The sequence below is a fragment of the Chryseobacterium sp. 2P genome, from assembly GCF_059579425.1.
Genome location: NZ_CM184194.1, coordinates 404,587 through 419,160, shown reverse-complemented (window position 1 = coordinate 419,160; position 14,574 = coordinate 404,587). Strand labels below are relative to the sequence as shown.

Here is a 14,574-nt window from a genome sequence, read left to right as displayed (position 1 = left end):
TTCGTAGTCTGAGGTGATTTTTGTAATTTTGTGAAACTTTATGAAAGCGCTAAAAACATTAAACCCCTATTTCTGGAAGCACAAAACATTGTTGTTCTGGGGAGTATTATTCATCATTGCAAGTAATTTTTTCAACATATATAAGGTACAGTATGTAGGAAAATCTGTAGACGAGCTTACAAAAAACGGAAATTTAGGCTTCAACAGACAGGTTTTAGTGTATGTTGCGATTATTGTCGGCTGTTCTTTACTCACCGGATTTTTTACTTTCATGATGCGGCAGACGATTATTGTAGCTTCAAGAAGAATAGAATATGAACTTAAAAATAAAATCTACAGACATTATCAGGATTTATCTCTAACAGATTATAAACAAACCACGATCGGAGATTTAATGAACCGTTTAAGTGAAGATGTGGTTGCAGTAAGGATGTATCTTGGTCCGGGCGTGATGTATGTTGCCAATTTAATTGTTCTTGTGGTAATCACAGCAATTTATATGCTTACTACGGATGTCTCGATGACACTCTGGACTTTGCTTCCCCTTCCGATTTTATCCTTTGCGATTTACAAGGTAAGCTCGATCATCAATCAGAAATCGAAGATCATGCAGAAAAGCCAGTCGGCGATTTCCACTTTTGTACAGGATAGTTTTTCGGGAATCCGTGTGGTGAAATTTTTTGCAAGGGAAAATTATATCAAAAAAAATTATGGTACGAAGGTAACCGACTATCAGAACAAAGCACTGGATCTGGCAAAAACGGAAGCCTATTTCTTTACGATTATTTTATTTGTTATCGGTTTGCTGAATGTTGCCATTATCTGGATCGGCGGACAGAAATACATTGCCGGAGAATTAAGCATCGGTAAAATTGCCGACTTTTTCATGTATATCAATACGCTTATTTTTCCTTTCTCAATGGTTGGCTGGGTTACCTCCGTGAATCAGAGAGCAGAAGCTTCCATGCAGAGAATTAACGAATTCATGGATAAAAAATCTGAAATCGTTAATAAGAACTTCGACAATTATGAAATTAAAGGCGATATTGAGTTCCGAAATGTTTCTTATGTCTATCCGAATACGGGAATCAGAGCTTTGGATAATTTAAGTTTTACCCTGAAAGCCGGAGAATCTTTAGCGATCATGGGAAAGACAGGAAGCGGAAAATCTACGATTGCCTTGCTTCTCTGCCGTTTGATTGATCCTACGGAAGGTGAAATTTTAATTGACGGTAAGAATTTAAAGGAGCATAATTTAGAAAACTACAGAAATTTCATCGGATATATTCCTCAGGAAAGTTATCTTTTTTCAGATTCTATTGAAAACAACATCGGTTTTGCGATCGACAGACCTTCTCACGAAAAAGTGGTGGAATATGCCAAAATTGCTGATGTCGACAAAAATATTGTTGAGTTCAAGGAACAGTACCAAACCATGGTTGGAGAGCGTGGCGTTATGCTTTCCGGAGGTCAGAAACAGCGAATCTGTATTGCCAGAGCACTGATTAAAGATCCGAACATCATTATTTTTGACGATTCTCTCTCTGCTTTGGACACTGAAACAGAACAGAACATTCTTGAAAATATAGACCGTAAAATCCGTAATGCGACCTCTATAATCATCACACACAGAGAGTCTAGCGCACAGAGAGCCGACAAAATCCTCAACTTAACCGAAATTAACAATTCCGTAACAGCATAGCAGAATCGTTCACAAATGTTAAATAAATCATAAAAAAAATTTTGTGATTAAAAGAAAACTTTTATATTTGTTCTTAACAAGATTAAAAAATATCTAACAATGAGTGAATACAAGGAACGCCATGAAAATGAAATTTTCACGAAGGTGTTAAAAGCAGGGAGAAGAACTTATTTCTTTGATGTGCGCGAGACGAAAGCAGGAGATTATTATCTTACGATTACCGAAAGCAAAAAGAATTTCGGAGAGAATGGAGAAGCTACATTCGAGAAGCATAAAATTTACCTTTACAAGGAAGATTTTAAGAGTTTTCAGGAGATGTTTAATGAGTCCACAGATTTCATCATTAACGAGAAGGGTGAGGATGTAATATCAGAAAAACACGACAAAGACTTCAAAAGCAGATCTTACACCATCGATTCTGACGACGAAGTTTAAAAAAGAATAATTCTAAAAACACAAGCATCTGAAAAAGGGTGCTTTTTTTGTGCCTATATTTTATCTGTAATAGCCACGACTTTATCTGAGCAGAGCATATTTTTCTTTTTCCTGAGGAAAATAAATTATCCTAAATCTAAAATCCGCCACACAAATAGCTGTGAGACGGATTCTTATATTACAGGCACGGATTACAAATCCGCGCTATCGGGCTTTTAGTAAACTATTTCCTAACTTGAACATTCATAATTAGATTATTATTCTCTTTATCCTGTGTTAAATCTTCAAATAGCATATAAAAAGAAAATAGCATGGTAAATATCCCTAGGCACATACCGCCTATTGACCTCCAATATACCTTTATGCTAAATGCATTAGCTTTTATGGTTACTAACTTTTCTTTGTCATATGATTTAAATATAATATACGAAAATACAAACAATACAAAACCTGAAACAAGGATTAAAAAAAATTTGATTACAAAATGTTCCTTTAAATATGGCATAATACTGAAAAATAGTTGGTAGAATCCTATCAAAAACTCATTGTTAGGCTGCTTGGAGGAAGTTTTATGAAACGTGTTTCATAAAACTTTTTCTTTGTCTGAAAAATGGCAAAAAAACGTTGTTGGTCTTGTTCAAGCCTGGAGGTAATTCGTTGGGGAAAACAAGGGGGAAAGCAAAGATTTAAATGTAAAAATTGCGGGATTTTATTTACTCAAAACAGAACGGAGCAGAGAATTAAAAATCGTTTTATCTGGTTCAAAAAATGGGTATTGGAAAGGCAGACCTACAAAACGCTTTGCAGAGACAGCGGTTATTCGAAAGATACTTTGCAGAAAACATTTTATACCATTTTAGAGCAGTCTCCTACCTTAAAGATCATCAAACGGGAAAAGGTGAATTTAAGAATGGATGCAACTTATTTTGCTCAGTTCTGTTTAATTGCTTATCAGGATGATTTTGATGGATATACACAGCTTATCCGTTTTACCGATGGAGAACATTATGAAGAAATCAGGGAAGATTTAAACAATCTTTTACGGCTGGGCGTAAAGCTGGAAAGCATTACTACAGATGGACATAAAAGCGTTTTGAAAGCCATAAATAAATCTGATGGAGACATCATTACTCAGAGATGTCTGGTTCATATTCAGAGAATGTGCCTGATCTGGCTCACAAAGTTTCCTAAACACATTGCCGGTCAGGAACTTCGAAAACACGTTTTATTATTACTGAAAATTAAAACACAAAACGATAAAATCTGGTGGAAAAATGAACTCAACGACTGGTATTTGAGACATCAGGATTATATTAATGAAAAAACAATTAATCTTGAAACCGAAAGATACTGGTATACCCACAAGCTTATCAGACGATCGTATTTTACTATAAAACGGGCATTGCCCAATATGTTTCATTATCTGGAAAATCCCAATATTCCTAAAACAACCAATGGTATTGAGGGATATTTCAGCCATTTAAAAAATCATCTCGACCTGCACAGAGGTCTCACATTGAAAAACCGAATCAATTTCATCAAATGGTATATTTATTTTTCTAACGAAAAATAGAGTTTTTTTAGCCATAAGGTTCATCCGATAATAAACGAAAAGGTGAGGGAAACCTCACCTTAAAACTATCGTTTTGAACATTAATCCTATTGCTGAAAAGTTGATCTCCACCAGTGCTTTTGTCCTCTTCGGATTAACATCCATAATTTATTAAAATATATCCTGAATTTCACCAACTATTTTTCAGTACATTACCTTAAATATTCATCCATTATAAAATTTATTTTGAGTTTTCTAAATGTTAATGACTATGCATAAGACATTAAGCAAAAATAGTAAATCCTTTGTGTGCATTATAATAATAGAGATTCTGTAATTACATTTTTTATAAAATCCCTCTTAAAACATCTATTTACAACAAAAACTTTGCAGATTGCAAAGTTTTTGTTGCGATTACAGGCACGGATTACAAATCCGCGCTATCGGGTTTTTAGTAAACTATTTCCTAACTTGAACATTCATAATTACATCATTATTCTCTTTAACCTGTGTTAAATCTTCAAATATCATATAAAAAGACATTAATATAATAAGTAATCCTAGGCACATGCCGCCTATTGAGCGCCAATAAATCATCCTACTATAAGTATTCTCTTTTATAGGCTCTAACTCTTCTTTTTTATAAGATTTTAATATCCGATATGAGAATACAAATACCCCGATTCCCAGTAATAAAAACACAAGAAATTTAACAAAAAAATGTTCTCTTAAATAATCATCCATTTTAAATTATTTTGAGTTTTCTAATCTGATCGATTCTTTTAACCTTGCCACTTCTAAAGCTCGTTGCTTTTTTGCTTCTTCTTGTCTCACTCGTTCAACCTCTAAACCTCTCGCAGTATCAAGTGCTTTATCATTTGCCGTTTTTGCTATAACCCCCGCCGTTTTCTCACTAGGTTTTGTTGTTAGTTTATTTATACCATTTCCTAAACCAAATGTAAGAACAAAAAGCGCAGTTCTCGCTGTGGCGGAACCATATTTTTCCTCCCTTATATCCATTACTACATTCATTCCCGTAGAGACATACCCAATAACTTCTCCAGCCAACAAGAGTGTTCCACCCGCTCCAGCTGTTGGTATTGCCGTAGTTGCTCCTGCAACATCTAAAGCAATACTCGTCCATTCCAATACATCTGCTACTGTTCTCCAAGTTTTGTGTTCATACTCTATTCTAGTTTCTCTGCTTCCTGAAGTATAATATATTCCATCTGGAGTTTTGAATGTCCGCCCATCCATCGCTATATTGTCACGATTTATCCAATCTGTAACAGTTCCATCAGGGTTTAATATAACACCCCAAGATGGATGCCCATCTGTCGTCTTTTGTAAAATAGGAATATTGCTTTCTCCACTCCCATCTAAATGTGAATACCCCGGTACATTTTCACTACCATCAAACCATTTAAAATGACCTGTTTCAGAATTCACATACCAATCTTTTCCGTTTGGATCAACATATTTAACAGGATTACTATTACAATAATTATATGGTGAAATGTAAGGATACTTCTCTGCTAGCGGATCCACATTCAACCAAAGAGAAACTCTCGGATTATAATATCTTGCTCCATAGTAATAATATCCTGTTTCGCCATCCATTTCCTTACCATTAAACTTGTATTGGCTGTTTAAGTCATCCTTATAATGGTTTTCCACGAAGATTTCTCCACTTGGGAAATACTCCATATTCTGGGTTACTTCGCCATCTAATCCGGTAATGAAAGAACTGCTGCCCAAATGATCGGGATGGAACCAATAGATTTCCTTCTCCTCAACATTACTTGCATACGAAGATACGCAATTTCCGGTATATCCTCCATTCTGCCCATAATTTACTGGCGGAGTAAGGTTATTGGTCTGCATAATCACCAGATTGCTTTGGGTAGCCGTCTGCAAGATCTGGTTAGAAACATTCACAGGATTAATTGGCGGTGTTGTTCCTCCAAACGGGATGATAAGCCATGCACAGTCAAATGCTCCTACATTTCCGCTGTTTCCGTTTTTAGACTGTATTCTCTGGCTTCCTGCAAAATAATGCTTGGTGTAGCTTGGCTCCTGTAATATTCCGTTCTGAAGATCATAGGTAAGCTTAAGTGTAATCAATCCGCTTGGATATATCGATGCTTCATGAATGGTTTCGCCACTTACTTCTATATGGTCGCTATTGTATTTTCCTATTTTTCCTTTAAACAGAACATCTTTTATAATACGCTCTCCTCCTGCATCATAGGTATAAATTGCCGCCCCATCTGCTTCCGGTGTTGTAGGATTGGTATCTACAAATCGTAAACGGTTTTCTTCGTCCCACAGATACACCGCTTTTTCTTCCTGATTGGTACACGTCTGCTGCAGGATCTTCGTAGGGTTTCCTTTAGGATCATATTGATAATCCTGGAATTTTACTCCCGGATCGTCCGGATTACAGCATGTAGCATTCGGGACAACATTCGGTTCATCTATAATTCTGGATGGCGCATGCGGATGCGAAGGATCCTGATATTTATAGTTCAGACGGTAGGAAGTCGGTTCAACAGTAGCCCAGTTGTTAGAAGTAGTACCTTCTACCCACTCATGCTTTTGCGTTTTGCTCATGATATTATGCATATTATCATACGTCATCCCTACGGTGAAACGGTGTCTCTCTTCTGTAGGAACGTAAATAATATTACCCTGAGAATCATAAGTTTCCTTCATTTTAATCCCTCTCCAGTTCCCTGATGAAGACGTAAGACGGTACAGATCATCATATCCATAGGCATAGTTGGTTCCTCCTCCTAATAATCCCTGTACCACAGGTGCATTGTTGTGTACCTGCATTACATTAGATACCACATCATATTGGTAAATGTTCTGCATAAAGTATCTGTTACTGTTTTTAGCATACATTTTAAGCAGTCTTCTACGGTTGGTTTCGTATTCATAGGTTGTTTCCGTACCATTTCCATACTGAAGATAAACTCTCTGCTCAAATTTATCATACCCCAGATTCTTTATAATGTCTCTGCTGAAACCATCTTTTACAGAGTTCATCTTGAAAAGATTACCTGCCTTATTGTAGGTGTATTTCACTTCTTCTCCATCCGGATAGGTGATTTTTTTCACACGGTTCCATGTGTCATATTCCCAAGATGTTCCAAACCAATATACTCCGGCATCCGGAACGGCAACAGAACGGCGTTGGTAGGTAAGTTCTCCCAGTCTTCCGTATTTCAGATATTGCGTTCCTGTAGCATCTGTCTGATACCAAAGTCTTCCCACTGCATTATTATCCATGGCAGATGCATCCATTGCAGCTCCGTAATAATATTTTACATTATTTTCAGGATAAACAGGATAGTTTACTTCTTTCAGCCTTGTATAATCATACTTGTAATTAACAATTTCATTGGCAGCATTGGTTTTTGAATTCATATTTCCTGCCGGATCATACTTATAAGTGGTAATGCCACTATCAGGATGCTTGTATGAAATTCTTCTTCCTAAATCGTCATATTGTGACGTCGTGATATTTCCTGCCACATCTTCCACCTGAAGAATCTGTCCGATCGCATCATGCGTGAATTTTGTTTTAATATCTCCGGTGTTCGAAACTTCCCAGACAGAAGTTGTTCTGCCTTTGATATCTGTATAAGACTTTTTAATGCTTCCCAGTTCATCTTTAAAGGTGGTTGCAAACATCTGTCTTCCCTGTACATCATCAGCAAAGCCATATTCTATGGTTGAAAACAGGTTTTCTCCCGGTAGTTTTGTATACACTACTCTATCCAATACATCATACTGATTAATTGTTGGCTCAGTAGTGTCCACAGAAGCATTGTACAAGGTGTTTCCACTTCCTAGGTTTTCTGTTGTAGGATAGTATGTTTTTAACGCTCTTCCGAAAGCGTCTGATTCTACTTTTCCGGCAACAATATATTTAACTCCATCATTATAAATATCACCCGTTTTCTTCACCTGAATAGCTTTACCAAAACCGTCCGCAATGGTGATGGTATTAATGGTACTGTCAGTATATTCCGGATCATAATGTTTTGTTATGGCGTAAGACTGTGCATTGGTAGCATTAAGCGGAGCATCGGTAATAGGGTTATATTCAAACTTTATTGTCCAAGGAATATTATTGAACATTTCATACGGTCCTGTAATTTCGGTAGTTCTTGCTTTTGCATCATACGCAAACTTCATTGGCTGCAAATTCATGTCTTCCGTAAGCGTAGGTACACCAAAACGGAAATCGTACTGCGTTTTGCTGGTGTATCCAAATGCGTCCTGAACTTTTACAGGATAGGTCTTCACATTGTCGTCATACGTATACAGATGGAAAAATCTTTGGTTTGCACTGTTTGCAGGACCTGTAGATTTTGTGATATTTCCATATACATCATATTCAAACTCATACACAGAGTAATCTACTCCTTGATTTTTGATCACCATTTTCTTCAGATCACCTGTTAAATAGTTGTAATCTGCTCTTTTTTCACGTGTAACGCCAGTTGCAGTATTTTTTACTGTTCTAGGAGCAATGACATATTTCCCAGGAGCAACTTCTTCGTAAGTAACTTCAGATATGATCCCATCCGATCCTAACACCTGTGTTGATCCACTGATATCGAAATCCCCAAAATCGGAAACTAATTTGATATTTCCCCATTGATCATATTCATCTATTATTGTTTTTGTTGATTTTTTTGCAACCCCTGTTCCTTCATAAAATTTAGAATCTGTATTCTTAAGCGCAACAAAATAAGCATATTTATTAGCTGTTTTTTCATTTTCTTTTGTCAGAACAGTTTCATCAATATTAAATCCATGTAAAACAGGGTTACCATTTACATTTTCTGTATATTCATGAATACTTCTGATACTGTAATTATTATTTTTCTCAGTCCAGATCTTGTCACCAGCATCTAAAAGTTTTTCATTCAGTAAGTTTCCTTTTAGATAGTAATTCGAGTTATTAAAAGTCTGGATGGTTTTTCTGTAAATCACATTTGAGGAAATTCCTCCCTGTTTTGTGTCAATCTGATTAACCGTAACTTTTTCAAAACCATAGAAAGTACGTTCTCTTCTGCTGTGATAAGGATTTGCATACTGAATGGTAACTTTTGAAACATCAGGGCTGAATGCATTATCTCCGGTAAATCCATCATTGGTAGTAACCGTTTTTAATACATATTTGCTTTGTGGCATATCGTACGTATTACCAACTCTCTCATATTCCACTTCCCAGCTTCCTCCGGATGGTGTAGTTACTTTGCGAAGGAGGTTGGTGGTGCCGATACTAGAATATTTCACAATAGCTGCATCATTGTTGAAGTTACCATTGTTATCTATTTGTGACTTTAGTAAATCTGGAAACCCGTCGCCATTAATGTCTGCTATTTGATGTTGTACATTACTATCTCCTTCACCGAAACTAGTACTTGGATTAATAGAAATTTTAAGAGAGTTTCCCGTTGTACCAATAGGGATCAAAACAGATGCCGTAAATCCAATATTAAAATTAAATCCTCGTGAAATATCTTTTGAAATGGCAGAAGAAGCATTCCATGGTATAGAAATAAATTTATTCCCTGTATTAAGTAAAACACTTATATTCCCTCCTGAACTACTTACAAGATCAGCTAATCCATCATTGTTTATATCCAACAATGATGTTTTTTGGTTATTTATAGTTTCTGATTTTCCAGCTCCAAAAGATATACTTGCATTAAACAGGCTTATGCCTTTAGGTAAATTACTGGTTATAGTACCACCAATAGATGCTCCTACTCCTATATTGGAAGAGTTGGTATCACCATTTCTAAAATCATTAAAAGAGACGTTTTCAGGCGCGGCAAAAGAATACCCTAAATTAAGCTGAACTTGACCTCCTTTATTCACCTTATCTAATAAGCCATCTCCATTTACATCAATATAGCTGTATGTTGAAGTATCATTGCCTGAAGATTGTCCCGCAGAAAAATTTATTCCAGCTTCTGCTGCTTTCTCTGCTTTTTTATTATTTGATTCATTTGATTTTCCTGATAACGGATAGTTTTGTCCCATTCCAAATCCATTATTTTCATGATCTGTTCTATGGGGATTATCATTAGATCCTTGTAAAAATGTTGCAGACAGCATACCAATCATATTGGTAAACTGTACAGAATTCCCATTTAATACATCTGGATAACCATCTCCATTCATATCAAAATAATCCAATATATTAATAGTTTTACCACTAGATGTTGTTGTATTTAATACCAATGGACCCACTCCTGCACCTACTCCCCCATTAGAATTTGTAGTTTTTGATTGTTTAATAGGTGCATTGAAAACTCCTGAGGTATTAATTGGAGATCCTTGTGTAAGAATACTCATATCATTCATTCCAAGTCTTGAAGTAGAGATATCTAAACCTTTAACATATGTAGTTTTACTCAATCCGATATGCTTTTGGATATAGTCTTGATTTGCCTGATCGTTTACATCTTTTCCATTATAAGCATTCATCATTATGAATACCCTTTCGTTCAAAGGAGTAGAATCATTGGGATTAATTGGTGGGATTAATTTCATAGGATCAATTGACAGACTTCCATAATCGATCAATTGATTTTGTAACTGACTACAAGAAGTTGGCAAATTGCCATATCCTCCATGATAAATAAATTGTCCCCAGTTTCTATACATAGCTCCAAACCTTCCATCATCTTTTGAAAGATTGGTTGAAGAACCTGTTTGATAAATATTATCCTTATCTTTTCCGTATACATTAATCCCGTAAGTTGCAAATACTGTAGGAGCAGAAGTATTAAAATATACTGGCTCTCGCAATTCGACTTCTATATTGGGTGCACTACTATCTAATCCCTCATCTGAGGTTACATCTGAATAGCATTCTACATAATATTCATTACCTTGCGTAATCGATTGGTGAATTGCAAGGGCTTGAATTGAACTCATAGTACCCGTCCAATTTATTGTTGTAATCTGTGGCGAGCTAAAATTGCCTGTTCCTGTAGTTCTTGATCTTACTATAAAAGTATACTTTCCTGACGGCTTGTTATATAATTTTGCATAAAGTCCGTAATTTGTGCTATTTGTTGGGGGAGCAAAATGAGGTTTAAAAGTGGTAGGATTATTTGTCTTTAAATTATAGAACTGATAATCTGGAATGATTGGAAATTCGATGTTATCCCCATTATAATTTATCGTAAGTTTTAGATTATTAAAAATTAAATTTTCCCATTGTTCATTAACATTCGATTTTACCTGAAAATATATAATATCTCCTTCTGTTAGCGCTCCTGTATTAAAAAGAATAGAATTATTTCCACTATTATTATAAGGATATTGCAAGTTTCCAATTACGTTCACGGTTCCATTGGTCTGTTTTCTCAGGATGTCAATATTAATATCTCTTACGGTTATTGGTTTAACAAAAGTTCCTGTAATTGAGCCTGTATTTACATTGAAAGGAATCCCAATTCCATTTTTATTACTTACAAGGTTTGTATTATTAAACTGACGCAATGGCGTTTCGGAAGAATCATTGTATAAATAATATATATTAGCCAAAGGTGCATATATATACTCCATATTTACTGGCAATTCAACTATATCATTGTTTCCATTATCTATTGAATTTACTCTAAAATAAAAATAATCTCCTTGCTTAACTTCTATTGACGGTTGATTAATTGTGTAAACACTATTCGCTGAATTTAGTACTGTCATCGGAACAATAAAAGAAGAATTATTAGCTTGAAGCTTGTAATGCTGCAGACTTATTTTAACACCATCAGTACTTGATAAATTCTTTAATTTAAAAGATCCAATAATTTTAATGTATCCATCATATGGAGCTTTCCACACTTTCACAACATCATGAAGGGGGGAATTTTTATAATCTTCCAAAATATCATTACAATCGATACTTGGAGCACTTATAGCAGCTCCCTTATTAATAGGATTTGGTGTAAGTGAAACATCTGTTGTATATTTTAAAACTCCATTGTCTATTCTACCAAAATAGACCTGACCATTACTAACTATATCCTGAATACCATCATTATTAGTATCTGTAAAATAATTATATGTAAAATCTTTAGTTTTAGAGGTTCCAGATGATGCTGATGCGAAAACCATATCACTTGCTGTTGCTTGAATCCCAAAACTATTAGTAAAGTTTTTTGAATAAGAAAATGATTTGGAATTTTCCGGTGTAAAAAGAGTACTACCAAAAGAGCTCATATCCGGTCCCTTCTTTCTATATTTAAATACAGTATCTGGATAATTCCAATCCGTTTTTAAAATCTTATCAGGGAGTCCGTCACCGTCAATATCTGTCATAGAAAGTCTTCCTCCTCCTTCTCCCTCACTATATTGGTAATCCCCACCCACAGTTGCATTTTTGATTAGTGGATTATATCCTGTTTTATCTCCAGCTAATGCAATTCCAAATGTAAGAGCACCTCCAATCGTTGTATTTTTAGAGTCGCCATGTCCTAGTAGAGATGAACTATTTATTCCTGCATCATTAGTAACCGCATCGATAATTGTTTCACTATAATACTGCGAAGTTTCAATATTATTAAAATACTCCAATCTATTAGCATAAAAAACCTGATCATTTGCATCTTTCTCCGTAATAGTTTCTAACAGAGATTTTTTAAAAGCTCCTTCTTTGTAACCAAAATCATAACTTCTTACCTTATCTGTACCATAAAGAATTACAATATTTTTTAGCTTTTTAGACATAACCTGCACAAATCCTAAACGAGCATTCACTTGTACATCCTGTCTCTGGGAATCATATTCAAAATTTATGAAATATTTTTTTAGTGAAGGGTTAGAATCATTTTTAGTATATTCTATATTTTTTATATAATACTCTATACCTCCTTTACCTATTACATTTTCGGTAGAAGTATATGGAAATTTATCATATGTATACACCACGTAATTTCCATTGGTATCTATGGTTTTATACAATGCCCAATGTCCTATATTTTCTTGTGCATCTTTTAAATAATACTGTTGCGGGTTATTGGCAGTTCCATCATTTCCAAAAATACTTCTCGTTCCATTTTTGGAAATTACCTCCCACCAATATTCTTTAGGAGAGTTTCCGTGACGTATGATTTTACTGTATCCACCTTCTATTCTCGGATAAAATCTTTTTGTATTATCCGGCTCCAAGTTTGCAGACCTGCTTTTCTCAAAACCCTCATTTCTGTTAGGCAAAACATAATTATCTCCTACTTTAAAGGTTAATTGCTCTCCCCCCAAAGTATAAATCTCAGTTTCAAAGTTTTGGTCATAAGTAGGAACTCCCCATCGTGTATCAATGGAAATCGATGGAATAGAAAGATCCCAGCCTAATCCTAACCAGCCATTACCGCCTTCGCTGCTGTAATTTACGGATAACGATGGCTGCATTCCGCCTCTTCCTGCTGGTAGTTTAATTGGAAAACTTGTATTAACAGCTCCCATATTGTTCGCGGTAGGTGGTGCAATAGAAACTATTCCTTCTGTTGGATTAGCAGCTTTAATGTCTTTTATGGAATTAGGAGCATAGCTTCCTGTTTCCGGAGATTCGGGAACTTTAATGATCCCGTTTACCATATCCGTAAAATGGGTTGTTTTAGATACAATAACATTGCCACTTTTTTGAAGAGAATCTCTTTCGGCTTTCTCTAAAGGAATCCATTTTTTCTGAGTAAGATCAAAATAAAAGGTTTTGATATCCTGTTCGGTATATCCTGCCGGTATTTTAGATTTATCATATCCAATGGATACTTTTGCCGGCACCGAAAAATTCTCTCCGTGAGGTAAAAATCTATATCCGAAATGATCTGCCGTTACATTTACCATTTCAGGAGTAAGAGCAGGCATATCAATATCTCTGAGAGCAGTAATGGAATATACTGCAGTATTTTTCACAGAACTTCCTTCTATTTTTAAGGTAGCTGAATTTAAACTTAATTCTTCTGTCTGGCTTTGAGCATTTATATATTTAGAATTGGTTTGCCCCACGTATGAATTCGCAAATTCTGAAGGAGTACTCTTTTTATCCGAAGCAACTATACGAAGATTTCTGATTTTGTAGCTGTAATCGGAAGAATTAGGAATTGTAAATACAATAATATTTTTGCCTTCTTTAACAGCCGTTGCTTTTACCGGCTCTGTTTGGTGTGTCCAAAATGTTGTTTTTTCCAAGTTTTGACCTCCTACAGCCAATTCATCATTGATAACTTTGCTTACCTGCTTATAATCTTTTAATCCATAAAGATCATATTCCAAGCTATATTGTTTTTCAGATCTGATTTTTTCATTTACTGTAACATTAAATATGTTATCATATATCTGATCTATCGGATGTTCGGAATCTTTTCCTATAATTCCTTCTTTTATATCAGAAATATACAACCCTGATACCGGCTGATTAATAAAAGCTTTTTGTCCGCTAATCAACTTTTTATTTCCATTTCCTGATCGATTAAGGATATCTTCAGAATCAATATTTTTCTCATTTGGATAAGAAATAGTATTTTCTAAAGTCTTATCGGTTGCTGAAGTTTTTTCAGTATTCTTCAAAAAGCTGCCGTCATTTTGAACAACAGTTGAATAATGAAAATCTGCACCCGGTAAAGTTTCTTTGGGCTTATTTAAGTACGCTGTATTTGCGTAAGCATGAACTTGTGTCCATGAAGTAAGAAAAACCAGAACTTTTACAATTTTAGGATTTTCTCTTAATCTACTTAATATCGAATTTCTCATTTGTGTATATGCTTTTCTACTACAAAATGATTACCTGTAAACTGTTGAAAGAATTTCAGGCAATTAGTTTTTGTTTAATTCCTTTTTTATCTATAAG

5 protein-coding genes are annotated in these 14,574 nt (G+C 35.1%); 3 read left to right on the top strand and 2 right to left on the bottom strand.

Translation table 11 applies throughout. From position 1 onward, the window contains the following. Positions 1-40 precede the first annotated feature (40 nt). From AC52CF_RS01695 to AC52CF_RS01685, 3 genes are all read left to right on the top strand, one after another. Positions 41-1,702 carry an ABC transporter ATP-binding protein gene (locus tag AC52CF_RS01695; RefSeq protein ID WP_496517754.1) on the top strand — a complete coding sequence of 554 codons (1,662 nt, stop codon included), beginning with the start codon at positions 41-43 and terminating at the stop codon, positions 1,700-1,702. 99 nt (positions 1,703-1,801) lie between these two features. Next, a complete protein-coding gene (locus AC52CF_RS01690; RefSeq protein ID WP_002976288.1) occupies positions 1,802-2,137 on the top strand; it encodes a DUF3276 family protein in 336 nt (111 codons plus the stop codon). Between the two features lie 610 nt (positions 2,138-2,747). After that, the gene (locus AC52CF_RS01685) at positions 2,748-3,710 is read left to right on the top strand and encodes an IS256 family transposase, variant Zn-binding type (protein ID WP_250902065.1); all 963 of its coding nucleotides are present in this window, start codon (positions 2,748-2,750) and stop codon (positions 3,708-3,710) included. A 438-nt stretch (positions 3,711-4,148) separates the two neighbouring features. On the opposite strand, the gene AC52CF_RS01680 is transcribed toward AC52CF_RS01685, so the two are convergent. Both AC52CF_RS01680 and AC52CF_RS01675 read right to left on the bottom strand, forming a co-directional pair. Then, the gene (locus AC52CF_RS01680) at positions 4,149-4,433 is read right to left on the bottom strand and encodes a hypothetical protein (protein WP_214591046.1); all 285 of its coding nucleotides are present in this window, start codon (positions 4,431-4,433) and stop codon (positions 4,149-4,151) included. Between the two features lie 6 nt (positions 4,434-4,439). After that, on the bottom strand, positions 4,440-14,477 hold the full coding sequence (locus AC52CF_RS01675) for a SpvB/TcaC N-terminal domain-containing protein (protein ID WP_496517753.1): 10,038 nt from the start codon (positions 14,475-14,477) through the stop codon (positions 4,440-4,442). Positions 14,478-14,574 lie beyond the last annotated feature (97 nt).